Origin of the sequence: Alkalihalobacillus pseudalcaliphilus (assembly GCF_028610675.1) — a bacterium.
Classification (GTDB): domain Bacteria; phylum Bacillota; class Bacilli; order Bacillales; family Bacillaceae_D; genus Alkalihalobacillus; species Alkalihalobacillus pseudalcaliphilus.
The window spans coordinates 1-22,952 of record NZ_JAQQWS010000013.1 but is presented as its reverse complement, the minus strand read 5'-3'; the positions used below and the strand labels follow the sequence as shown (position 1 = coordinate 22,952).

Below are 22,952 nucleotides of genomic sequence, written 5' to 3'. Positions count from 1 at the left end.
TGGCCTTGTGATACTGGTTCGTTAATATATTTGAGAATCTGTAGTTTTGGGAGGGATATAAATTGAAGGTACCTGTTACCGTTTTAAGTGGTTACTTAGGATCTGGGAAAACGACACTACTTCAGCAAATTTTGCAAAATGAAGATAAGTTAAAAATAGCGGTTATCGTTAATGATATGACTGAAATTAATATTGATGCGAGGTTAATTAAAGAAAATGGTCTTGTGCAAACAGATGAAAAGTTGGTTGAACTTCAAAATGGCTGTATTTGTTGTACACTTCGCGAAGATTTATTGCTAGAAGTAAATAATTTAGTTCGGCAAGGGGACATCGATTATATTGTAATAGAGTCCTCAGGAATTAGTGAGCCCATTCCTGTAGCGCAAACATTTACTTATATGGATGAAGAGCTAGGTGTGAATCTATCTGAAAAGTGTAGGCTTGATACAATGGTAACTGTAGTGGATACTGCACACTTTTGGAGTAATTACTCTACAGGTGAATCACTGCTTGACCGTCAACAAGGAATTAATGAGGATGATGAACGAGATATAGTTGATTTATTAGTTGACCAAATAGAATTTGCGAATGTCATTATATTAAATAAGGTTGATTTAATTAATACAAAGAGATTACAGACGATCAAAGGTTTTATCCGTAAATTAAATGCCGATGCAGATATTATATGTACGGCACATTCAAAGGTAGATATTAATAGAGTTTTAAATACAAATTTATTTCATTTTGAGAAGGCGAGTCAAGCAGCTGGGTGGATAAAAGAATTAAATGAAGAACATATTCCAGAGACGGATGAGTATAACATCTCATCATTTCTGTTTAAAAGTCGAAAACCATTTCATCCAGAAAGGTTGATGTACTGGCTGGAAAACTGGCCAGAGGGGATTGTACGAGCAAAGGGTTTTTTCTGGTTAGCTTCTAGAAATGACCAGGTCGGTTTACTATCACAAGCCGGTTCAAATATTACTATTAGTGGTGCAGGTGAATGGGTAGCTACTTATTCTAATGACGAGCAGAAGAAGTTACTTCAAGAAGATTCTAAGCTAAGTAGAGAATGGGATGTTCTATATGGAGACAGATTAACAGAAATCGTTTTTATCGGCATCTCCATTTCACAAAAAGAAATACAAGAATCGCTAGAATTATGTGTGCTCACTGAGGAGGAAATGACGGAAGGTTGGTTGTCCTTCCATGATCCATTACCAGATTTCTACTAAAAATAGCAGGGAGGAGATAAAGGTAACAGACGACGAAGTAATATCATTAGAGAAGGTAGAGATAAAAATAAAGGCTTGTAGCTATTGATTTGATGAACGAGGCTAGGCCAAAAGATTTTCAGTAACTAAAAAAGCCGAACTATTATTAAAATTGCTAACACAGCATTTTACACTAGTTCGGCTTTCTGAATTTTGATAATTAAAAAATAAATGTATCATTCGGATTTGGACACAGCTAAATTAGTTATGTCCCAGCCCTGAAATGATATAACTTAAAACGATGAGGCGATTGGCTATTGCGATTAAAATAAGCACCATGCACGTATCCGTCGATTATGAAAGTCGTTTTCTATTACCGTTATTGAACCGTTTATCTTATATCTAAATAATCCAAATAAGCATCCCATGTACCATTATCTGAGGTAACAATTAACTCAACTAATTGATTGCCTGTTCCGTGGCTAATATTATTTAAGTTATATACAGCTGGATATTGATTGCCAAAGTAGAAGGTTCCTTTATTTTGCCCGCCTATTCTTAAATCAACTCTCGCCATATTTGAATTGTTAGAAGCACCTCTAAGGGAAAAATTACTTGTAGATTTCGTGAAGTTATGAGTAAAACTTACTTTATCATTGTTGGCGTATAATGCGACCCCGTTAAATGGAGAGGATATATTGGATGTATACTGGCCACCCTTTGTCATATTTTCAGCTTCCACTCTAGCAGTTGGAGCCCCACCATCACCTCCACCAGAGTTACCACCGATCGTAAGGGTATTGCTATACACATTGGCACTTCCACTGCTTTGGTAGCCCTCCACAGTCAAAGCAACTTCATACATTTTCCCCATCGGCATCCCAAGATTCTCCCAAGCTTTAAAATGCTCACTCACGGATATTGTGCCACTTGTTCGTTTAGATGTACGTACACTCCAATACTGTTGGAAAGTTGCAGTTCCTTTGATGGATGGCTGATTATAACGGGTGGTCTCATAAATTTCGTACGTACCACCATCAACTTGAATGGTTCCTTTTGGAGTGCCACCTGGTGGTCGCCATGTACCCCAGCTATCAACAATATAAAACTCAACAAGAGGGTCTACAGCCCAGCCATAAACGGTTAGGTAGGAATTACCGTTTGGGTTATACGTTGCACCATAGTTAATGGACATATTGCCAATTTGTTGATGGGTTTGCGTTTCATCGAATTTTTTGCCTTTACGGAATAAGATGTTATTGACGTTGTTCCACTGGGCACTAAATGTACCACCGCTATTTAAGGTCATGCTTCCAGTTCCGCCGCTGTCTTTCCAAAATTCATAATCATATCCATCATGTGTACCAATTTCATTAGAAGTAATCGCTGCCTCAGCTTTTTCTGTCATTGAAAATAATACGAATCCAAAAACGATCGTCATAAATAACAAGACTTTTCTTAGTTTCAAACGGCATTCCTCCTAGTAATATGAAATGAATGGAATTAAATTAAATCAAGCTTACCTCCTTTCTGAATAATTTGTAATCGCTTACAATAATACATGTTATCAGAAAAAATATGGAAATATCACTTTAATAAGTAAAGATTTTACTGTAAATAAGATAGATGTTTCATAAGAAAAGTGTCGAAAGCGAAGGCAAATTCGAAAAGATAAAATGGAGGCTTTATCTATAAAAGAATCGACTTCAAAAACAAGGATAAAATTCGGAAAAATAAAACTTTTATCTTGGTAATTCGTATAAGTAAGAGGGATAATATGTTTTGCTTTACTTTTATCAAAATAATCAATTAAAAGGGGTTAAGGAAATGAGAAAATGGAGATTGGTTGTGCTGCTACTAATAGTCATGGTTCTCTCTGCTTGTACAACGAATGATGAGTTATCCGGAAAATCATTTGATATGGGTGCTGCACCACCATTAGAAGAGGAATTGACGAACCAGAATTCGTATCAGCTTCTGACAACACTGGAGTTCTTAGATGGTGTGGTAACAGCCAGTATTCTTCCCGGTGAAGAGGGAACGTATGAGCGAACGGGCGATGTGTTGACGGTGAAATTTGAAAATGGTCATGAATATTTATCGATTATATTTGACGAGTTTCAAGAAAGTGATAAGGAATTCAGTGCGTATTCCGCGTATATAAGTGATTACGAAAGCGGAGCTCTACATGATGATACGATCAAGAAGTTTAACTTGTTAACAAATAAGATTGATAAGAACATGTCATTAGAATTTTTACTGCACTAACTTTGGTAAGGGGGATTAATGCCCATATAACCTATTAGGTATTAAAGTGAATATGCGTTGATTTATTTAATGAACTCGCTAATGTCAAACACTTGTATTACTTTCTCCTCTACTGAAACTACTAGAGTGATATCCGTTGGTTCTCTTGTTTGATATAATAGTGGAAAATCAACGTTTCTCTGTTGGGCAAGTGAGCTTTTATGAGGGAAGGGAAAAATACGTATGAATGTTTATTGGATTTGGTTTTTGTTTCATGCTATGCCGTGGGTGTTTGCTTTTGTTTATTTAGAAGGTGGTATAACTGAATGGACGTGGAAATTACTTGGTTTATCGGCATTTTTCATTCTCTTTTTTATTCTACCACTTATAAAGCAAAGGCCGATTGCGTCCGTGTCTGTCCTTGCTACCAATTCAATAGTAGCGGTTATTACATTGTTTCCCGTTCAACAGGAAAGCTTTAATCCATTTTTATTGCTAATTTTGTCTTTGTTGATTGCAGAAGCCTACTACCGACTCCAGGCTGCACTTGCGTCTATTGTTGGTGGCGTTTCCTTGTTAGGAATATTACTCAGCTTTTTAAATAGTAACCCTTCTTTTTCAAGTATTAGTTTTATCAGTCTTTATTTTATCTTCTTTTTTGCAGCCATTATCCTTTTTAAACAGACAAAAAACGCTCATGATGACCTTTTTGCCAGGTATGATGCACTTCTTAGTGAATACCGTGAGTTAAAAAGGCGTCTGAGTACAGAGGAAGAAACGGTAAGGCAGGAAGAGCGTGTGTTAATTGGTCATGAAATTCATGATTCTGTTGGTCATAAGCTAACAGCTCTGTTAATGCAGCTTGAAGCATTCAGGTTAAAGTCAAATCAAGAAGACCAGGGGCAGGTCCAATCTTTGAAAAAACTAGCTAATGATAGCTTAGAGGAAACGCGAAGTGCGGTGAAAATGTTAAAGAGTCATGAAGTGGGTGGACTTCATGGTATCTTACGTTTAATTCGAAAGCTGGAAACGGAAAGTTTTATTCGAATTCAATTTTCCGTGAAGCATGGTGCGTTTACGGTTCCGCTTAGTGGTGAGCAATCTTTTGTCATTTTCCGATCTGTACAGGAGGCGTTAACGAATGTGATGAAGCATAGCTATGCTAGGGAGGCAGAGGTTGTATTTGAAGCCCCTGGTCGCAGTGTATTTCGGTTTGAAGTCAGCAATCCAGTAATAAATAACCATCGATACCAAGAGGGCTTTGGACTTACTTCCATGCGTGAAAGACTTGAGAAAATTGGCGGGCAGCTACAAGTACAAAAAACAAAAGAGCGGTTCCTTGTGAGGGGTCTTATTACATTAAAGGATCAAGGAGGAAATGATGATACGAATATTATTGGCTGAAGACCAGGTGATGGTGCGACAAGGGTTAAAAATGATGATTGAATCAGATGAGGAAATGAAGGTGACAGGGGAAGCAAGTAATGGAAAAGAAGCGATAGACCTCTGTGAAAAACAAGCATTTGACATCATTATTTTGGATATTCGAATGCCTATTATGGATGGCATCGAAGCGGCAAAAGTCATTCAATCGCGCTGGAGCTCTGCTAAAATACTCATTTTAACCACGTTTGACGATAGCGAATATGTGATGGAGGCACTTAAAATAGGCGTAAGTGGTTATATTTTAAAAAACGCAGATACCGATTCCTTGATTCGTTCGATTCGTAGTGCTCTAAATGGAGGATTAACGGTGGAAGAACAGGTTGCGGCAAAAGTAATGCCGCTGCTCCTAAATCAAAAGGAAATAAAAACAGCAGATCCGTCATTAACGCCACGTGAACGAGCGATTCTAACATGTATTGGTGAGGGACTTAGTAATTATGAAACGGCATATCGACTTGGGTTATCAGTAGGTACCGTAAAAAATAATACGAGTCAAATTTTACATAAATTAGAACTACGTGACCGCACACAACTGGCTATATATGCTATCCGCCATAACTTAGTATAGATGAGCTAAGAAACTTTAACGATGAAATAGAGTGAAAATATAAATGACTGAAGTAACTCATCTAGATATGGTTCGTGACTGAAGACAGTGTTGACACTGTTTTTTTTTGTATATATTTTAGCTACTAAAACGTAAGGAGTGTACGAATATGATTGAAACGATCAAACTAAGCAAGAGTTACAAAGGAAAAAAAGTAGTGGATGATGTTGATATCTATATCGATGAAGGGGAATCGATCGGTTTGCTTGGACCCAATGGAGCAGGTAAGTCAACGACGATATCTATGATTTCATCATTAATAAAGCCTTCTGCTGGAGACGTGAAATTAAATGGAACAAGTACAATCAAAAATCCTGCTGAAATGAGAAGAATTCTTGGCGTAGTCCCACAAGAGATTGCTTTATATGAGGAGCTTTCTGCTTATGAAAATCTGAAATTTTTTGGAGAGACCTATAAGGTCAAAAGGAATGTATTAGAACACCGAATTCAGGATGTCCTTAATATGGTCGGGTTAAAGGATCGTCAAAAAGAGCTTGTTAAAACCTTTTCGGGGGGGATGAAGCGAAGGGTGAATATTGCTGCGGCACTGCTACATCAACCTAAAATCCTCATTTTGGATGAACCGACTGTTGGAATTGACCCGCAATCCAGAAATCATATTCTAGAAACTGTTCGAAAGCTAAATGAAGAAAAGGGGACTACGGTTCTTTATACAAGTCATTACATGGAGGAAGTTGAGCAATTGTGCAAACGTGTCTATGTTATGGACCACGGAAAAGTGGTGGCAGCAGGCAGTAAGGCAGAGCTTTTAAGTATTTTATCGAATGAAGATACGATTCAAGTTCATTTAAGTGAGACAAGTGATGAGGTAATGAAGAAAATAAAAGCGATACATCATGTTCACCGTGTTGATGAAATAGAGCTAGGACTTAGGGTTAGTGCCAAGAAAGGAAGCAATATATTAAGTTCTATCGTACATGCAGTGGAAAGCGAAGGGATCCAACTAACGCATTTTCAAATGGAAACGCCAAGTCTTGAGGATGTTTTCCTGCATTTAACAGGTCGGACTTTAAGAGATTAGGGGAGAGGTAAACGACATGATTTCATTTTTAAAAAAGGATTTACTCGTGTTTTGGCGGGATCGTAAAGAGGTACTTATTTCTCTGCTGGCACCTATTCTTATCATTATTGTTCTGAATTTTGTTTTTTCCGGTATTACGTTTGATGATGCTGGTGACATGGATATACGTGCAGGTTTAGTAATGGAAGATAACGAGGCAGCTGGGATTGAGCAGTTTATAGAAGTAATATGGGCGATGGATCTATCGGAAATAGAAAAAGAGACGATGATAAAAGAGGCGGAAAGCCTTTCGCCAAGTGGCTTAATCACATCATTTTTTAACGAACCTGAATTAAGTTCTTGGATTCATACACAGGAGTTAAGTGAAAAAGAAGCAGTAGAGCAAGTTAAGAATGGTGATCTGGATGCTATTATTAAAATTCCCGAAGGATTTATGTATGATTTTCTCGCACATATGATGTTAGGTCAACCTGCACAAGCAGCTCTTCATGTCCAGCTTGAAGATCATTCCATAGAGGCGAATATCCTAACAGATATGCTCACTCAATACATGGAAACACTCAATTTCCAAATTGCCCTTGGAGCGGTGGCCGAGGTAGAAGGAGCTGAATTGACATTGCCGCAAGGTGGTCTAGAGATCATAAATGAAAGGGCGGTTGAAATTGACCTTGCTCAATATTTTACGATCGCGATGAGTTCGCTTTTTGCCTTGTTTATTGCTTCAACAGTTGCATCTAAGACGGCAACAGAAAAGAGGGAAAATGTTTTTAATCGGATTTTATTAACGAATAGTCAACCACTTTCGTATTTAATGGGTAAAATTACTTCTACTTTCTTTTTAGTCTGGATTCAGTTAATGCTTGTGTTTTTATGTACGGATCTCTTATTGGGGATCTTTTCAGAGCAGTCGATAGCATTTTGGTTGGGTATTATGGTTATCGTAACACTTTTTTCATTAACGGTTGCAGGATTATCTGCGATATTTACTTCATTAATGTTAAAGATGAATAACATTAATGCAGCAAATGGGCTATTTATTATAGTGGTTATGGTTATAGGTGCTTTAGGAGGCAATTTCTTTCCAATGGAGCAATTTCCGGCTTGGGCACAAGCGGTTAGTGTATGGACGCCAACAGGAATAACGGTATCTCTTTTTACGGATTTTCTTCAATATGGTCAAGATATATCTTTTGTTGCACCATTGATGAAGCAATTCGCGTTTTTTGTTGCGTTTCTCCTCATCGGAATTCTGTTGTTTCCTGAAAGGGGGAGAGCGTAATGTTTGCCGTATTTAAAGCACAGCTAAAAAAGGATATAAGAAGCCCATGGACGATTTTATTATTAACGTTGGGCAGTATTATCTTAACATTTGTTTTTACAAATACGAATGAACAAACAGAAACGATCGTACCTATTTTCAGTAGTGAGTCAAATCGTGAAGAAGTAGAAGAGAAATGGATAGCACTTTTAAATGATAGTCAGAACTATTCGTTTATTGTGACTGATGAAGAGAAGGCACGTTCAGATGTAGAAGAAGGAAATAGTGGAGTAGCTATCCAAGTATCAGAAAGAGATTATAAAATGATTGCTTCTTCACATACGAGGTCTGTCCAATTCATTGAGGACTATGTTCATACTGTTTTTACACGAGAAGCTCAGCTAGATGCAGCCACTGGCTCAGGTGAAGTTGGAATACTCCGAGATGAAGTAATTACTTTTGTAGAGGGTTCTCCATTTCAAGTTGTCGTAAAGTCAGTCGATGGCGGAGATGTTCCTGAGTATAATATGATGATTCAATTATTATTTGGATTCACTTTATTTATGGCGATGTTTACGATTGGCTTTAAGGTAAATGCGGTGACATCGGATAAAGTAAGTGGTGTATGGGATCGGATGATTCTTTCTCCTCTTAGTAAAACAGGAATGTATGCAGGACATCTGTTTTATAGCTTCTTTATCGGTTTTATGCAAATTCTAACTGTATTGGTTATGTTTCACTATTTTTTGGATTACGATCTTGGTCATCGTTTTGGCATGATCGTAGCTGTTGCAGCAATCTTTGCACTTAGTATGGTAAGTGTGGCGATGTTACTCACAGGTTTTATCAAAACACCCGAGCAATTTAATATGATATACCCATCCATTATCCCGATTGTACCGCTCATTAGTGGTGTGTATATGCCGCCTGGAGTGCTGAGTAATCCTGTTCTACTGTTTATCGCTGACTTATTTCCATTGGCACATGCAATGGAAGCTTTAATGGATATCACGCTTTATAATGCTGGCTGGAATGAGATCACTTTATCTCTCGTTCTTATGTTGTTAATAGGCGTTATTTGTATGGGAATAGGCGTTAATTTGGTTGAGCGGAGGAAGGATTAATTGATGATAGTCATTGGCAGCGTACAGCTTCGCAAATATAAATCGTAATAACTAGAAAAAGCTCATCCAAGTAACGAGGGATGAGCTCTTTGTATGGCAGGAACAACGGTTCAGTTTACTTGTTAACCAATTAGAATACTTCCTAAATCGTTGACATGCTTGACGATATAAGTCGGTTTAGCAAGATTGATTTCTTCTTCAGAACCATATCCATAGGTGACACCAATCGAATGAACACCTACATTTTTTGCTCCGATAATATCATGCTTTCTATCACCAATCATGATAAAGTCACTTGGCTGATATTCCTGATATATGCCTAATATGTATTGAATAATTTCTGTTTTCGAGTTCCTTGTTCCATCAAGATTACTGCCTACAATAAGTTCGAAATAGTGAGCGATTTGAAAATAATTAAGGATTTGTTCAGCAAAAATAGTGGGTTTGGAGGTTGCTACAACTAAAGTAAGTTGCTGTTTTTTTAATGCCTTTAATAAGGTGGTGACATGTGGATATAGCTCATTTTCGAACATCCCTTTTTCCTGGAAGCGTACTCGGTAATATTGGATGGCTTTTTCAGTCTCCTTTTCATCGAAATGATAAAATTCAGGAAATGTTACTTGCAAGGGAGGACCGATAAAATTGACTAATGTATCGAGGTCTGTCTCAATGATGTTCATCTTCTTTAGAGCGAATTGAACTGATTTAGTAATGCCTATTTTGGGATCTGACAAAGTTCCATCTAAATCAAATAAAATGACTTTGTAGGTGTTCATAATGAGCTCCTTTTATTCTATTTTATGGAAGTTATAGTTCTTTCATCATCGAAACAACATCTATCGTCATGCCGTTTGGTTTAGAAATCATTTCTGAATGAAAAACGTTATAGCCAATCGAGCTATAGAGCTGTATATTTCTAGGCACCGTTACACGTACTTTGCACTGAATGGAAGTGAGTTCCTTTTTCTTTGCATAGCATTCTAGTGATTGTAATAACTCTGTAGCGATTCCTTGTCCTTGTTTTGTAGGAATGACCGCTAAGCGATAAAAATATAGGTTGTCTTCTTTTACTTGAAATCGAACGATACCGACTGGCTTGTGTTCTTCAAAAGCAATAAATGCTTGTTCCCCTTTTTCTAAAGCCACTGAAACGAATTGAATCGTTTCTTCTAAAGCACTGGATGGGGGTTTTTCATTTCTGTATACACTAAAAGCTTGTATCATGACATCATGAATGAGCGCTGCTTCAGAAATGGTGGCGAGCTTTATGAACATCTTTTCCCCTTCTTTACTTGAATTTTTATAAAGGCTATTCATGATCACTTAGTTGTTGGAAGAAAGAATCAATGATACTCGTAAACTTTGCTTTCTCTTCAAGGAATGGATAATGATTGCTTTCGTAAAAGATAACTAATTCAGCTGTAGGAATTAACCCTGCCATCTCGATTGAGTAGGTAACTGGACATTGCACATCATGCTTTCCACAAATGATAAGAGTAGGAGTTTGGATGAGAGTAAGTTGTTTCGTGACATCAAAGATCACTACTTCCCGACTAAAATAATGTAGTCGAATAGGGTTCAAGCTTTTGTGGATATTCCTGTTGAAGAATTCGCTATACAGGTCTGGTTTATATAAGGAAAGCTTCGTTCTCTCCACTTTATAGCTTTCTTTTTCCTGAGCGGTAAGGTTCTTATCAGAAAGTAAACGTGTTAGCTGTTGCATGTTTTCATATTGAGGATGCTGCTTATTGTAGATACAAGTTGGTGAAAAGATTTGGTATTCACGAGCGGCGGCCCCAACAATGATTGTATAGTGTAGAGAATCTGAGAAGTGGATTCCATATATAATGCCGAGCATGCCACCGGTTGAGTGGCCGGCAAAACCCCACTTTTTATAACCAAGGCTTGTACGAATCGCTTCCAAATCCAATATCGTTTCTATGAAACTAAGCTGATAAGGCTCTGTTGCTTGAGCGGAATGACCGCACTCCCGAAGATTAATAAGAATAACCGTATGGGAATGAGTGAAAGAGTCGGCGAAATAATCACCGGTTTCATTAAAGGATGAGTAGTGATGGGTGACACAAAGCGGTGTACCGTGACCTTTTGTAAAAACCTCAAACATTCCTCTAGTTGTTTGGACTATTTTCTGTTTCCACATAGGATGAAACCTCCAAAAGTAGATTCTGACTTTATTTAATTATCTCGTAATTTGGGTGGGTGAAGGTCATCACTTTTTTGAAGAGTGTGTCCCAGTTTTTCATATTTACAATAATAATTAATGTAACTTTTTTATAAAACAAAAGCATTCATGTACGCGTTGAAATTGTTGAGCGATCATTTGCTTATCATCGCCTACATAATGAAAAAAGCCTTGTATTGGATATAAGTTAGGGATATTCGAGGTAAGAGCAAATTCCAATTCTTTTCCTTTGATGAATACATGTAAATAGGAATCAACCTCTTCAAAGCCGTTCTTTTTATACCATTTATTTACCCACATATCATCCCGCGTCCATGCCTCTAGGCGGTTTAAACCTAATTCTTTACTGATCTCTTCGGCTTTTTGAAGAAGCTTCTGTCCAACACCTGCTCTACGATAGTCGGGGTGTACAGCGATATGCCAAATCATGCCGCCTTTTCCTTTGCCTCGTGAACAAACCGTTCCTTCTTCCTTTTCATACTCAATATCTAGGAGTCCAATAATTTGTCCATTGATTTCAGCTACAAGTTCAATAGAAGGGTTTGCGTATTTTTCCTTTTCCTTTAAAACATTGTCATAATAAGCAGTGTCTAGAAAAGCCAGAACTCTACACCTAATCCAGCCCATTTCGTCTTCCTTTTTATATGCTCTTATGTTCAAAATGAAGTCCTCCTTCGTGATAGGTAGTCGTCGCCTTATATTTTCTCAATTACCCAGCCCGCATCATGAAGAAAGTCATCTCTTGTTAAGGCCACGTTCTTAATGAGTTCACGGTATGCGGTAATCGTCCCATCATGAGAAACGATGAACAGTCGATCCTTTTTTAGGCTTTTACACCAGTTCAGAAAATCTCTTGCTATTAATTCAAATTCAGTTTGAGAAATCGTGTTTATACCGTTTTTCCACAGGTGAGGATCATCTGCTTGATGTATATGGAATGAAGGAAAGTCCTCCCGGATCATTTCTATAGCTAGCAATTGATCGCATGGTAGTGTATTCCCGGATTTATTGAGTGGGAAGACTCTTGGGCCAACGAAGGGATGAACGATGGATTCGCACATGATTGGGTGAGCAAATAATGAAGCGGTTTGTAAGGTCCGTCTCATAGGGCTAATCACCATAAGGTCATCTAAAGTTAAGGAAAATGTCTGTTGTAAGCTACGCGCCTGAGACTCGCCCTTTACGGTTAAAGTGGGGTCTTCAAGATACAGAGAGTTTGGTAAGTCTATAGTATGTTTCCCCTCGGCGTGTCTAATAAATATGATGTCCATCCAATCACTCTTTCTATCTGAAATATAATGTAAAAGGGTGTTTCGTTTGATCGTAACAAAATGTTAATTCTGTCTGGAAGTCCTCGTTAGTCATTAAAGCTAATGCTTCGCTTATTTCAAAAAAACCAACCTCAAGACTTTCTGTGCTCGTAGTAAGTGCGCCACTTACCACTTTTCCAACCCACCAAATATGACAGAGACCTTTACTTATTTCTTGGGAGACTCCGCAAAATCTCTCCACTTCAATGTCTACGCCGGTTTCTTCCTTTACTTCTCTTACCGCTGTTTCTTCAAAGGTTTCACCTGGTTCTACATAACCACCAGGCAACTCCCAACCGCGTTTAGGATCTTTTTTTAATAAAACATGATTATAGTTGTCTAATACAAGACAAGCAGACGTCATTATATAATTCATTTGGTCACCTTTCTGATGATATCTGTAGATCATGTTGTTTTATTTCATATTATCATAAAAAGAGTCTTATATATTTGATTTTTCTGTTTAATTTGATAACATTTTCCTTAGTAAGAATAATAGAGCAGAGGAGCGAGCGGATGCATATCAAAGAGAGAAATAATCGCTGGGTGACTATGCTAGATGAGGTCATTCATATATATTTTACGAATTTACAACCTCATAATACCTATAAAATCGAGTTGGACAGACGGTCGGTTACGGCAAAGGATGTTCTTTATAGACAGTCATATGCGTATTTCCAAGCAGATAAAAATGGGGAAATTCATCTGTCAGAAATGGCACCGATAGAAGGTACGTATAAATTGGTAGACCCGATGGGATTATTTTGGTCAATGGCTCTGATTAAAAAAGAAATCAATGCTAGTGAACCTTACGACCGTTTGGCCCCGCATGTTTTTACGTTATCTATTTATCATAATAATGTGGAGTTAGAGCGGAAAGAGTTGCAAAAAAGGTGGTACGCCGATGAGGAGGTAGCGGTAATACCTATTCATGACTCAGTAATAGGCAACTATTATTATCATTTAGATGGAAAGCCAAGGCCTGGTCTGATTGTTGTTTCGGGTTCAGAAGGTGGGACAAATGATTTCACAGCAAGTCATTTAACTCAGTATGGTTATAATGTCTTGGCTGTCGCTTATTTTGGTGTGGAAGGATTAAATAGTAGGTTAGCTAACATCCCTTTGGAAATAATCAGGGATTCAATTAGTTGGTTACAGAAACGGGAAGATGTCAAAAACGGATGGATGGGTATGCATGGTGTTTCAAGAGGGGCTGAGTTAGCTCTCTGGTCAGGTGTTCTATTTGATGAGATTAAAGCGATTGTTTCGTTAAATGGATCGGGTGTATCTTTTGCAGGAATTACCCCTTGGACAGAGGAACCGAATTTGTTACCTGCTTGGATGTATAAGGGCGAGGCTCTTCCGTATGCGACAGCAAAAAATCCTGTCGAAACTGCCTTACTATGTAAAGAGAAATTCTTAGAAGGAAAGAACGCGCTCTCCTTCTGGTATGAAACACTGTATGAGCAGCACCCTGATAAGGATGGGGTTAAGATTCCGATCGTTAATACGAATAAAGACTATTTATTCATAGCAGGAAAAGAGGATGCTATTTTTGATTCCTGTACATATAGTGACTTTTTTTCAGGGGAACATATCAAGAAGCATTTTTATGAAAAGGCCGGGCACGGCATTGCCATTCCTCATTTACCCGCCTTTACTGGTGAATATTTCGGAGGGGAAAAACCGTATACGTATCATGCAAGCTTACATTCGTGGTCGGAGACGATAGCATTTTTGGAGGAGAGTAGAAGGAAGTACAAAGGGCTTTGTCATGTCCAAAATAACTAGTGGCAAAATGAATAAGGGCTTATCCTTAATTAAATGGGATGAAGCTCTTTTTTTCGTTCAACCATATCTTTTCAAGGAGAGGATTTATGTGAAAGTAAGCAGGAGAAGAAGTAATGAATTGACAAATAAAAACATATATAATAAATTATATATAACTTGTTGAATGATTGGGTGGTTTTTATGAGTTTAAAATTCGGTATATTAGGTTTATTAAAGTATGAAAGGATGACTGGTTATGACTTACAGAAGACCTTTAACTCTTCATTACAATTTATGTGGAATGCGAAGGGCAGCCAGATATATAGAGAGTTAAAAGCAATGGAGCAACGAGGTCTTGTAAGTTCATCAGTTATTGAGCAGGAAAATAAATTTGATAGGAAGGTCTATTCTTTAACAGAGCAAGGGAGTGAGGAATTCCTTAGTTGGATGCAGAAATTCCCTCAAGATTTAAATGCTCCTATTCGAGATGAGTTCAGCATAAGAGTTTTTTTTGGTGAATTTATCTCGAATGAAGAGTTACGCTTTGAAATAATAAAATATAAAAAGCAACAGGAAGAATCCATTGAAGAATTAAACGTAATAAAAGTGTTAGCAGAACAAGATGCAGAGAAAAATGATATGGAACAGTCATTTTTTTACTGGTTATTAACGATAAAAAGAGGGATAAAGTCAATACAAGCGGAAATTGAATGGGCTGAGGAGGCCTTAGATTTGCTCCAACATAAAAGGGGTTGAAAGAATGGACTGGTCAGTACTAAAAAAATCACCAATTACACTTATTTGTTTTAGTATTTGCACGTTTATCTTTTTTCTAGGACAAAAAACGGACCCTGACAATCTACGTGTATTAGCTCTATCCTCTCAAGAATTTCCACAAAATTGGTTTACCTTGCTTACACATGGTTTCGTGCATATCGAATGGTACCATTTCTTAATCAATATGTTTCTTTTGCTTTATATTGGTCCATGGGTAGAGCAATTGTTAGGTAAATGGATGTTTATGCTGTTAGTAATCGTATGCATTTTGTCAGGTGGTTTGACGCTTATTTTATTAAATACAGCTGGAATTGGGTTTAGTGTTGCTGGTATTGCTATCTTATTTTATTACCATGTAGCATTCCCTTGGAAAAAGGAGTTATTTTTTCAGATACCTAATATCGCATTGCCCATACTCATTGTTGTTATTTCGTTACTAGCCTTGATCTTTGGCTGGATGGGTACGGTTGGTCATATTCCTCATTTAGTCGGTGCAGTGATTGGTATACTCTTTCTTCTTTTCGTTAGACGTCAGTATAATAGTATTTAAAAAATGGAATTAGTTATTAGATGAAATTCAAGAAGATAAAGTTTCACAAGTATATCTGACACATAAAAATCGATTTATACGCTTTGGATTTGATTGGTTTGAGAGATTTGTGCAAAAACAAGGTGCAGAAATTATTAGACTGATTCATGAAGATTTGTCTCCGAAAGAAGAAATGATACGAGATTTCATTACTATTATTCGTGTATTTTCATGTAGGATATATGGCTTAAAAAATATAAGAAGAAAGTGAAAGAGGATAAAGAAATTGAAAAAAGCCTTTAAGACAGAAATTATACTCAATCCTTCACAGACAGATAAGATGAATCGTACTATCGGTACTTGTCGTTATGTATATAATTTATATTTGACAACAAATCAAATTCATTACGAAGAACACGGGAAACATTTAAGTGGGTATGATTTTTCTAAGTGGTTAAACAATTACCATTCAAAAAAGAAAGAATTTAAATGGATTAAAGAGGTTTCGAGTAAGGCGATCAAGCAATCTATTATGAATGGTGAAAAAGCTTATCGAAATTTTTTCAAAGGGATTTCAAAATTTCCGAGATTTAAGAAAAAGAAGAACCAAGATGTTAAAGCTTATTTTCCTAAAAACAACCAAACAGATTGGACGATTGAACGACATCGAGTAAAAATTCCAACTATTGGTTTTGTTCAATTGAAAGAATATGGTTATTTACCTGTAAATGCCTTTGTGAGAAGTGGTACAGTTTCTAACAAGCAGGAAGATGGTTTGTATCTGTTTTAGTAGAAATAAAAGAATCAAAGAAAACGCATTCTTTATTTACACAAGGGGTTGGAATTGATTTAGGGGTTAAAGAATTTGTTACCGTAAGCAATGGATTCGTTTTTAAAAATGTAAATAAGCAACAACGTGTAATAAAGTTAGAAAAACGATTAAAACGCGAACAACGCTCTTTGTCGCGAAAATACGAAAATCTTAAAAAGAAGAGAGGTGAATCTGTTACTAATAAAAGAGCGAATATAGACAAGAATATACTTAGACTGCAAAAGCTACATGTTAAACTTTCTAATGTGAGAAAAGAGTATGTGAGGTTAGTTGTGAGTGAGTTGGTCAAAACCAAGCCAAGTTATATCACGATGGAAGATTTGAATATTAAAAGGATGATGAAAAATAAGCATTTGTCTAAAGCGATTGCCGACCAATGTTTTTACTTTTTCCAGACATGGTTAAAGGTGAAGTGTGTGGAAAATGGTATTGAGCTTAGACAGGTAGAACGATGGTATGCTTCTTCTAAATTATGTTCATGTTGTGGTCAGAAAAAGCATGATTTAAAGCTTCGCAATCGCGTATATGAATGTTCGTGTGGATATGTGGCAGACCGAGATATTAATGCGTCTATCAACCTTTGGCAATCAAAAGAATATACGATACTCACATAAAAAGAGTTTGTATATATGTACGGTGGGCTACATCGGAATTTACGCCTGTGGAGTGCTAGACAAACCAGAGTAGTAAGTAAGATGCGAAATGGAGTACGGTGAAACAGGAAACAGTCTAAATGTAGATATTTGTCTATGTTTTTAGTAGCAGCAAACAAATGAACATTCGACTAGCTGAAGAAAAGGACATTCCACAATTAATCAAGATGAGATGGGATTTTACAATCGAACATGATCAAAGTAAAAAGAATGCTTCATTTGATTCGTTTTATCATGAATGCCAATCATTTTTAGTGAATGCAATTAGAGGTGGCCAATGGTATATTTGGGTAGCAGAAAAAGAGGGTACGGTGCTTTCACATATTTATTTGGAGCTCATCCAAAAGGTACCACGTCCAGGTAGAATCACGAATCCTTTTGTTTTTATGACTAATGTATATACGGTCCCAGCTTTTAGGAATAAAGGTGTTGGTAGTCAATTACTACATGCGGTCAATACGTGGATGAAAGAGAATAACTATGAATTTTCGATCGTTTGGCCGAGTGATGATTCGATTGAGTTTTATAAAAGAAACGGCTATAAACATTGTCAGGAAGCGATGGAATATCATCCTCCGAATTAATCCGACTGACACAAGCAGAAATTGTCGGGGTCTTGTAGATGAATCTTGGTATGTTAGTAGAGAAAGGAGTGGTGGGATATGTTAAAAAGGATGAACGAGGCTTTAAGTTATATTGAGGTGAATCTTGATCGTTATATTGATTTAAAAGAAGTGGCAAAGATCGCTTATTGCTCGGAATACCACTTCAAACGATTGTTCTCGCTCCTGTCTGGTATCACGATATCGGAGTATATTCGGAGGAGGAGATTGACTGTAGCTGCTTTGGAGTTAAAAAACCAAGGAGTGAAAGTGATTGATGTCGCAATCAAATATGGTTATCAGTCACCGGATGCTTTTGCAAGAGCTTTTCAAAGCTTTCACGGTGTGAAGCCATCTTTAGCGAAGAATCTCGATCAACATCTAAAAGCATATCCGAAAATGTCCTTTCAACTAACGATTCAAGGAGGAATTGAAATGAACTATCGTATTGTTGAAAAAGAGTCTTTTAAGGTGATGGGCGTTAAGTATGAGGTAGAGATGGTTAATGAAGTTCTATCTCCTACGTACGAAGATATGATTGCAGGAATTAGTGAGGAGACGATGAAAGAATTGGAGTCACTTTCTAACGGAGAACCTGCTGGTCTTGTTCATGTGTCTACGAACTATTCAGAAGCACCGAGTGGAAAAGCAAACTTTGAACAGTTTATCGGAGCGATCACAACTGAGAAAGACCAACCTAAGTATGAAACACTGGAGGTCCCAGCATTATTATGGGTTGTCTTTGAGATTGACGGAGACTGGACAGAAATCGAAGAACACTGGCAGAGAATTTATTCGGAATGGCTACCATCATCCAATTACGAACTCGCAGAAGGCCCTGAAATGCTCGCTAGTAAGGAAAAAACAAGCGAGATTTGGATTTCGATAAAAAAGAAGTAAAGTGTGCAGGTCCGTGTGGAAGTAAGGTTGGAGTTGGGGCATGAAAAGTAGTAGGTCCAAGTGAGAGCCACAACCAGACATTGCAAGATTCTTCCCCGCCCGAGTGCAAGGGTGAATGAGTAACACTCCATGCTCACACTTTTATAGTAAAAACCAAAAACTGAATCCAATCGTGGATTCAGTTTTTTGGTTTTTCCGGTTATTACTCACGCACAAGATTCGAGTATAAGAGCCAATTTGATTTAGGAAGGGAAAGTAAGCAATCGAGGAGAATGCTCTAGATAGATATTATAATAAACTTAGGAAATGAGGAGGAGGTTGCTATGAGAATCCGCAAGATTGATCATGTCGGAATCAATGTCCATGATTTACCGGCAGCAAAAGCATTTTTTCTTGATCTTGGCCTTGAGATGATTGGTGAGGCCGAGGTAGAAGGTGAGTGGGTAGAGCGTATTATCGGGCTTAATCATGTTAAGGAAGATATCTGTATGTTAAGGACGTCAGACGGTAACGTAAATATAGAGCTCATTCAATTTCATACACCACAGGATGAACAAGGTATTCAGGCATCTTTTGCAAACACGCTCGGTATTCGCCATGTTGCTTTTGAGGTGGAAGATGTTGACGCCCTTGTTAGCAAGCTACAAGCAAAAGGCGTAGAGCTTGTAGGAGAGGTCGTTAATTACAAAAATAAATATAAGTTATGCTATTGTCGCGGTCCGGAAGGGATACTTTTAGAGTTGGCAGAGCCGATTACATGATACAGAAAAGGAAGCATAAGGACCTTTCGTCCGTTATGCTTCTTTCGTTGCTTTTTGAGAGGGGGCACTAGGTTTATCCTCGATGAAAAATACGACCTTTTCGTAGGTTAACCAGTTATGAAGAGCTTTCTTTTCTTTGCTAAATAAAGCAAAGAAGTAAGACCAAGTAAACAAGGCAGTGTCGCTAATACAAAGGGATACGACAAGAAACGCCAGAAGACTAAGTAGACATTAGGGAGTTTGCTTTTGAACGTTATGACTTACAATCTGCAGACCCATATCAATAAGTAGATCATGCTTTGTTGAATGTTATCAAAAATGAATCGCCACTAGAAAAGTAAGATAGTTTATAATATTCTTTATATAAAAGTTACTTTGGGTGACAGGTTGTGCCTTGAAATTAGCTGGTTATCCATCTTGCGGTAGATGACTTTAACAGGATATTGATCCCTTTTTGGTCGTGCCGGACTCCTGATGGTGATGGAGTTGTAAAAGGGCAACCAGTGTGTTCAGTCGCCACTGCTTTCATTTTTGTTGGTGGCGAAGTGTTTTTAGCTTCGTCGTGGAAGTTTTGTTTATAAATTTTTAGGAGGACAACCAATGGATATTATGAATGTATTAGATAAAGGCTATGTTCGCTTAGTTAATCATATGGGGTCTGATTTAACGGTCGTGAATTCGGCCAGAGTTTCTTATGCAAAAGAATCGAAAGAGCTGAGCGAGAAGGATATCAAACTCATCAAGTTTCTTGCTAGAGAAGGTCATACTTCTCCATTTAGGCATGTTATCGTTCAATTTGAGGTTTATGCACCACTCATGGTAGCGAGGCAGTGGTGGAAATACGTAATTGGTTCTACCCATCAAGAGGCTACGGGAGATAGCTTGGATGCATGGAATGAGTCAAGCCGTAGATATATTACAGAGGAGCCAACCTTTTATATTCCAACGAGTTCAGAGTGGCGAGGTAAACCTGAAAATTCAAAGCAAGGTAGTGGTGACATTGTCACGCTGGAGATTGGAGAGACCTATACTCATGAGCTTATGGCCTATGTTGAAGAAGGGGTAAGTAAATATGAAGCAGCACTAAAAGACGGAATATGCCCGGAGCAGGCTCGATTATTTCTCCCTGCTTATGGTATGTATGTACGTTGGTACTGGACGGCATCTTTGCAATCTATCTGCCACTTTCTCAATCAGCGACTAGAACATGACGCGCAAAAAGAAATCCAAGAGTATGCTAAAGCCATACTCGAATTAACGAAACCATTGTACCCGAATTCAGTAGAAGAGCTTATTGGGGTTAATTAGGATAACTAATTTATCTAAGGTACATAAATAGGGGTATAAGGAGTATTTCATTTGGACAGCATTCCTTCTAACAAGGAGTGCTTTTCTGCATGTAAAACACCTTAGATTATCATTCCTGTAATTGCCAAGACTTTGTGTCGTTTTTATGAAAGTAATAGCTACTTAGAAGGGGCGCATATGTCACTGTCGAAGTAAATATTTATGGAAGAGAGGATAACGATATGAAACAACCGTGCCTCATCACACCTCGAATCATAAGGAGTAGAAATATAGACGATTTTAGTTCCTAATGATGTCCTACCTAGTGATTTCACCCCACCTTAGAAATACCCAACCATGACCCAAAAAAGACCATAAGGTCAATTTACCTTAAGTAATTCACATCGCCAATGGCTAAGCAGAATCATTTCGCGACCAACAGATATGAAAGTGGTGTTTTGCCCTTTTATTGCTGGCTTTTCATTCAATATTATTTTTACTTTATTACTGGTGGCTTTGCATTCATAAACATTTTTGAGGATTCTCATATTATGCCGTAGCCCCGCCACTTTTTGGGTGTTGCCCGTACGGGTTTTCCCAAAAAGATTCAGCGCACCGCATAAACAGCCACCACCAAAAAAAAGAGAGAGCAGTAACCCATCATCAGGATTAGTATCTAAAATCCAAGTGTTTTTGGACCGTTAGCCAAGCTCGCTTGGCTACTTATAGCGATTTTGCGGTCTATTTCTTTGGAACATAAGGGAATTAGAACATATATTTTAACCGAAGTCATTTTATTTATATTAATTGGCCTAATTCATGGGCTCGTCTGTGGAAGCTTTCTAACCTGGATGATGTCCGTAATTGACCCAGAGGCACAAATAGTAGTTAACTTTATTCCCTTTCTGCTCGTTTCGTTCATGATGATTGCCTTAGCTATTTTTACCTTTAGTATCCAAGCAAGAAGCATTTCTAAAAAGACACTCGTGGTCGAGTTTCAGCGGGAGCATAAGTAGAGGTGTTTCAGCTGTAAAAGGAAAAGGAACAGCGTCATGTCGGATAAGGGTTTCAGAAGTTCATACGTATATAAAATAAGTCAGGTATAAAGGTGGAAAAAAGCTATTAGAATCTAAGAAAAGGATTATCTATCCTGAAGATAGAATACTATAGTGTATTTAATGGAGATAGTTAAGTGGGCGTTGTGATTGAGCGAAGATAGAGGAGCAGAAACAACAGATCTAATCAATCATTGAAAGAGGGGTTATAGTGACATCTAAAATTATCTTTGGGTCTAATAAGTTGGGTGCTTTGCAGGGTGAGCAAGTACAGGCTATGTTAAAGAAACATGAACTAGGAGAACTTATTTCTTTTGAAAGAACCGATCAAGGTGCTATGGGGCAGACGATGTTTGTTGAATCGAGTAAAGGTCATTTTGTTTTAAAGGGGAATCCTCTATATGAAGGTCAGTTACAAGAAGAGCTCTTTTTTATTGAAAACATCAGGGAGCGAACAAGGGTAATCGTTCCATCTCCTTATATGATCGATGATGCTGTGGAGATTTTCGGGTGGAACTATGCCGTTATGCCAAAATTAGAGGGAGAGCATCTCAATGCTGAAACCCTTAAAGGCAGAATCCAGTTGGGGGATAAATTAAAGATTGCTGAATCGATTGCTGAAACGCTGCGAGCTTTTCATCGTTGGGAAGTGACGGAGTTTGGTGAATTAGACCCGAAAACCTTCTCCATTATTCCTTTTGAACATTCGTATACTGACTGGCTTTTCCAAAGAATTCTATATTGGCTCGAGGATGCGAAAAAGTATTCGAAAATAACGAAAGAAGATGTTTTGTGGGTAGAGGAGTTATTACAGCAATCAGAACAAAGCTTTAGAAAAATGACAAGGCCAACATTTGTGATGGGGGATTTTAAGAATGGGAATTTCTTAGTGGGTGAATGCGAGAGTTGGAAGGTCAGTGGTGTTTTTGATTTTACGAACGCTTATTTTGCTGACCCTACTTCAGATTTAATCAAAATGCTCACCTATTATGTTGACCACCATGAGCGAACGGTAGCTAAACATCTAGTAGGTAAATATTTTGAGGGAACTGTTATCAATATGAGTATCATTCAGAGATTACAAGTCCATATGCTTCACCAAAGAGTATTAGATTGGGGGGCTGCAAAGGCAACCAATAAGGTCATTTGGGATGACGAGCTTGCTTTCTCCCATTGGGTTAAAGAGTATACCGATTTGGTGGAGAGTCTCTTAGTGTAGTTAAAGGATGACGCTAGTTTAACAATGCACGTTTATAAGAAAGAGGCTGGGACATAACTGACTATAGAAAGTAGAAAACGAGTCCGACGAACAAAAAATATGTTCATTGGACTCGT

The 22,952-nt window shown here is 37.7% G+C and carries 23 protein-coding genes and 2 pseudogenes; 18 read left to right on the top strand and 7 right to left on the bottom strand.

The features are described from left to right. The first annotated feature begins 62 nt into the window (after positions 1 to 62). Positions 63 to 1,235, top strand: coding sequence for a GTP-binding protein (locus PQ479_RS18595; RefSeq protein ID WP_047988070.1), 1,173 nt, complete (start codon positions 63 to 65; stop codon positions 1,233 to 1,235). 370 nt (positions 1,236 to 1,605) lie between these two features. Here the strand turns inward: PQ479_RS18595 and PQ479_RS18590 are convergent, their stop codons facing one another. Next, positions 1,606 to 2,682: a glycoside hydrolase family 11 protein gene (locus tag PQ479_RS18590; RefSeq protein ID WP_047988071.1), complete on the bottom strand. Its 1,077-nt coding sequence runs from the start codon at positions 2,680 to 2,682 to the stop codon at positions 1,606 to 1,608. Between the two features lie 359 nt (positions 2,683 to 3,041). On the opposite strand from PQ479_RS18590, the gene PQ479_RS18585 reads away from it, so the two are divergent. The 6 genes from PQ479_RS18585 to PQ479_RS18560 all read left to right on the top strand — a co-directional run bounded on the left by PQ479_RS18585 (position 3,042) and on the right by PQ479_RS18560 (position 8,938). Next, entirely contained in the window at positions 3,042 to 3,482 is a 441-nt protein-coding gene (locus PQ479_RS18585; RefSeq protein WP_047988072.1) for a hypothetical protein, read from the top strand. A gap of 222 nt (positions 3,483 to 3,704) precedes the next feature. Further along, entirely contained in the window at positions 3,705 to 4,865 is a 1,161-nt protein-coding gene (locus PQ479_RS18580) for a sensor histidine kinase (RefSeq protein ID WP_047988073.1), read from the top strand. Continuing rightward, entirely contained in the window at positions 4,843 to 5,475 is a 633-nt protein-coding gene (locus PQ479_RS18575; RefSeq protein ID WP_047988074.1) for a response regulator, read from the top strand. Before PQ479_RS18580 ends, PQ479_RS18575 begins: the two co-directional genes overlap by 23 nt. A 148-nt stretch (positions 5,476 to 5,623) precedes the next feature. Further along, complete coding sequence (locus PQ479_RS18570; RefSeq protein ID WP_047988075.1) at positions 5,624 to 6,556, top strand: ABC transporter ATP-binding protein; 933 nt, start codon at positions 5,624 to 5,626, stop codon at positions 6,554 to 6,556. A 16-nt stretch (positions 6,557 to 6,572) separates the two neighbouring features. After that, the gene (locus PQ479_RS18565; RefSeq protein ID WP_047988076.1) at positions 6,573 to 7,835 is read left to right on the top strand and encodes an ABC transporter permease; all 1,263 of its coding nucleotides are present in this window, start codon (positions 6,573 to 6,575) and stop codon (positions 7,833 to 7,835) included. Beyond that, positions 7,835 to 8,938 (top strand): ABC transporter permease, encoded by a 1,104-nt coding sequence (locus PQ479_RS18560; RefSeq protein WP_047988077.1) that lies wholly within the window; start codon positions 7,835 to 7,837, stop codon positions 8,936 to 8,938. The genes PQ479_RS18565 and PQ479_RS18560 overlap by 1 nt, the downstream gene beginning before the upstream one ends. Positions 8,939 to 9,060: 122 nt before the next feature. On the opposite strand, the gene PQ479_RS18555 is transcribed toward PQ479_RS18560, so the two are convergent. From PQ479_RS18555 to PQ479_RS18530, 6 genes are all read right to left on the bottom strand, one after another. After that, positions 9,061 to 9,714: an HAD family hydrolase gene (locus tag PQ479_RS18555; RefSeq protein WP_047988078.1), complete on the bottom strand. Its 654-nt coding sequence runs from the start codon at positions 9,712 to 9,714 to the stop codon at positions 9,061 to 9,063. A 31-nt stretch (positions 9,715 to 9,745) separates the two neighbouring features. After that, positions 9,746 to 10,213, bottom strand: a complete 468-nt coding sequence (locus PQ479_RS18550; protein ID WP_047988079.1) for a GNAT family N-acetyltransferase — start codon at positions 10,211 to 10,213, stop codon at positions 9,746 to 9,748. A 34-nt stretch (positions 10,214 to 10,247) separates the two neighbouring features. Continuing rightward, positions 10,248 to 11,099, bottom strand: a complete 852-nt coding sequence (locus PQ479_RS18545; RefSeq protein ID WP_047988080.1) for an alpha/beta fold hydrolase — start codon at positions 11,097 to 11,099, stop codon at positions 10,248 to 10,250. Between the two features lie 117 nt (positions 11,100 to 11,216). Continuing rightward, on the bottom strand, positions 11,217 to 11,801 hold the full coding sequence (locus PQ479_RS18540) for a GNAT family N-acetyltransferase (protein WP_083991198.1): 585 nt from the start codon (positions 11,799 to 11,801) through the stop codon (positions 11,217 to 11,219). A gap of 35 nt (positions 11,802 to 11,836) precedes the next feature. Next, positions 11,837 to 12,412 (bottom strand): histidine phosphatase family protein, encoded by a 576-nt coding sequence (locus PQ479_RS18535; RefSeq protein ID WP_047988081.1) that lies wholly within the window; start codon positions 12,410 to 12,412, stop codon positions 11,837 to 11,839. A gap of 13 nt (positions 12,413 to 12,425) precedes the next feature. Further along, a complete protein-coding gene (locus tag PQ479_RS18530; RefSeq protein WP_047988082.1) occupies positions 12,426 to 12,827 on the bottom strand; it encodes an NUDIX hydrolase in 402 nt (133 codons plus the stop codon). A gap of 140 nt (positions 12,828 to 12,967) precedes the next feature. On the opposite strand from PQ479_RS18530, the gene PQ479_RS18525 reads away from it, so the two are divergent. The 11 genes and pseudogenes from PQ479_RS18525 to PQ479_RS18480 all read left to right on the top strand — a co-directional run bounded on the left by PQ479_RS18525 (position 12,968) and on the right by PQ479_RS18480 (position 22,836). Beyond that, positions 12,968 to 14,242: an acyl-CoA thioesterase/BAAT N-terminal domain-containing protein gene (locus tag PQ479_RS18525; RefSeq protein WP_047988083.1), complete on the top strand. Its 1,275-nt coding sequence runs from the start codon at positions 12,968 to 12,970 to the stop codon at positions 14,240 to 14,242. A gap of 180 nt (positions 14,243 to 14,422) precedes the next feature. After that, a complete protein-coding gene (locus PQ479_RS18520) occupies positions 14,423 to 14,977 on the top strand; it encodes a PadR family transcriptional regulator (protein WP_053070333.1) in 555 nt (184 codons plus the stop codon). Between the two features lie 4 nt (positions 14,978 to 14,981). Further along, positions 14,982 to 15,548, top strand: a complete 567-nt coding sequence (locus PQ479_RS18515) for a rhomboid family intramembrane serine protease (RefSeq protein ID WP_047988085.1) — start codon at positions 14,982 to 14,984, stop codon at positions 15,546 to 15,548. After that, positions 15,547 to 15,830, top strand: a pseudogene (locus tag PQ479_RS18510) (IS607 family transposase); the annotation flags it as partial. The gene PQ479_RS18515 and the pseudogene PQ479_RS18510, both read left to right, overlap by 2 nt. Further along, positions 15,814 to 16,973, top strand: a pseudogene (locus PQ479_RS18505) (RNA-guided endonuclease InsQ/TnpB family protein). The pseudogenes PQ479_RS18510 and PQ479_RS18505, both read left to right, overlap by 17 nt. 158 nt (positions 16,974 to 17,131) lie before the next feature. Further along, a complete protein-coding gene (locus PQ479_RS18500; protein ID WP_047988086.1) occupies positions 17,132 to 17,596 on the top strand; it encodes a GNAT family N-acetyltransferase in 465 nt (154 codons plus the stop codon). Positions 17,597 to 17,674: 78 nt separating this feature from the next. Next, positions 17,675 to 18,514: an AraC family transcriptional regulator gene (locus PQ479_RS18495; RefSeq protein ID WP_047988087.1), complete on the top strand. Its 840-nt coding sequence runs from the start codon at positions 17,675 to 17,677 to the stop codon at positions 18,512 to 18,514. Positions 18,515 to 18,837: 323 nt separating this feature from the next. After that, positions 18,838 to 19,275 (top strand): VOC family protein, encoded by a 438-nt coding sequence (locus PQ479_RS18490; RefSeq protein ID WP_047988088.1) that lies wholly within the window; start codon positions 18,838 to 18,840, stop codon positions 19,273 to 19,275. Positions 19,276 to 19,875: 600 nt separating this feature from the next. Then, positions 19,876 to 20,583 (top strand): FAD-dependent thymidylate synthase, encoded by a 708-nt coding sequence (gene thyX, locus PQ479_RS18485; RefSeq protein ID WP_047988089.1) that lies wholly within the window; start codon positions 19,876 to 19,878, stop codon positions 20,581 to 20,583. Positions 20,584 to 21,296: 713 nt separating this feature from the next. Next, complete coding sequence (locus PQ479_RS21945) at positions 21,297 to 21,578, top strand: FtsX-like permease family protein (protein ID WP_420535565.1); 282 nt, start codon at positions 21,297 to 21,299, stop codon at positions 21,576 to 21,578. Positions 21,579 to 21,828: 250 nt separating this feature from the next. Then, entirely contained in the window at positions 21,829 to 22,836 is a 1,008-nt protein-coding gene (locus tag PQ479_RS18480) for a phosphotransferase family protein (RefSeq protein ID WP_047988090.1), read from the top strand. The last annotated feature ends 116 nt before the right edge of the window (positions 22,837 to 22,952 follow it).

Coding starts and splice junctions, on each gene's coding strand:
- PQ479_RS18535 (WP_047988081.1), bottom strand. CDS start 12,412: ATGGACATCATATTTATTAGACACGCCGAGGGGAAACATACTATAGAC.
- PQ479_RS18580 (WP_047988073.1), top strand. CDS start 3,705: ATGAATGTTTATTGGATTTGGTTTTTGTTTCATGCTATGCCGTGGGTG.
- PQ479_RS18520 (WP_053070333.1), top strand. CDS start 14,423: ATGAGTTTAAAATTCGGTATATTAGGTTTATTAAAGTATGAAAGGATG.
- PQ479_RS18530 (WP_047988082.1), bottom strand. CDS start 12,827: ATGAATTATATAATGACGTCTGCTTGTCTTGTATTAGACAACTATAAT.
- PQ479_RS18585 (WP_047988072.1), top strand. CDS start 3,042: ATGAGAAAATGGAGATTGGTTGTGCTGCTACTAATAGTCATGGTTCTC.
- PQ479_RS18495 (WP_047988087.1), top strand. CDS start 17,675: ATGTTAAAAAGGATGAACGAGGCTTTAAGTTATATTGAGGTGAATCTT.
- PQ479_RS18490 (WP_047988088.1), top strand. CDS start 18,838: ATGAGAATCCGCAAGATTGATCATGTCGGAATCAATGTCCATGATTTA.
- PQ479_RS18555 (WP_047988078.1), bottom strand. CDS start 9,714: ATGAACACCTACAAAGTCATTTTATTTGATTTAGATGGAACTTTGTCA.
- PQ479_RS18515 (WP_047988085.1), top strand. CDS start 14,982: ATGGACTGGTCAGTACTAAAAAAATCACCAATTACACTTATTTGTTTT.
- PQ479_RS18525 (WP_047988083.1), top strand. CDS start 12,968: ATGCATATCAAAGAGAGAAATAATCGCTGGGTGACTATGCTAGATGAG.
- PQ479_RS18545 (WP_047988080.1), bottom strand. CDS start 11,099: ATGTGGAAACAGAAAATAGTCCAAACAACTAGAGGAATGTTTGAGGTT.
- PQ479_RS18565 (WP_047988076.1), top strand. CDS start 6,573: ATGATTTCATTTTTAAAAAAGGATTTACTCGTGTTTTGGCGGGATCGT.
- PQ479_RS18575 (WP_047988074.1), top strand. CDS start 4,843: ATGATACGAATATTATTGGCTGAAGACCAGGTGATGGTGCGACAAGGG.
- PQ479_RS18550 (WP_047988079.1), bottom strand. CDS start 10,213: ATGTTCATAAAGCTCGCCACCATTTCTGAAGCAGCGCTCATTCATGAT.
- PQ479_RS18500 (WP_047988086.1), top strand. CDS start 17,132: ATGAACATTCGACTAGCTGAAGAAAAGGACATTCCACAATTAATCAAG.
- PQ479_RS18570 (WP_047988075.1), top strand. CDS start 5,624: ATGATTGAAACGATCAAACTAAGCAAGAGTTACAAAGGAAAAAAAGTA.
- PQ479_RS18560 (WP_047988077.1), top strand. CDS start 7,835: ATGTTTGCCGTATTTAAAGCACAGCTAAAAAAGGATATAAGAAGCCCA.
- thyX (WP_047988089.1), top strand. CDS start 19,876: ATGGATATTATGAATGTATTAGATAAAGGCTATGTTCGCTTAGTTAAT.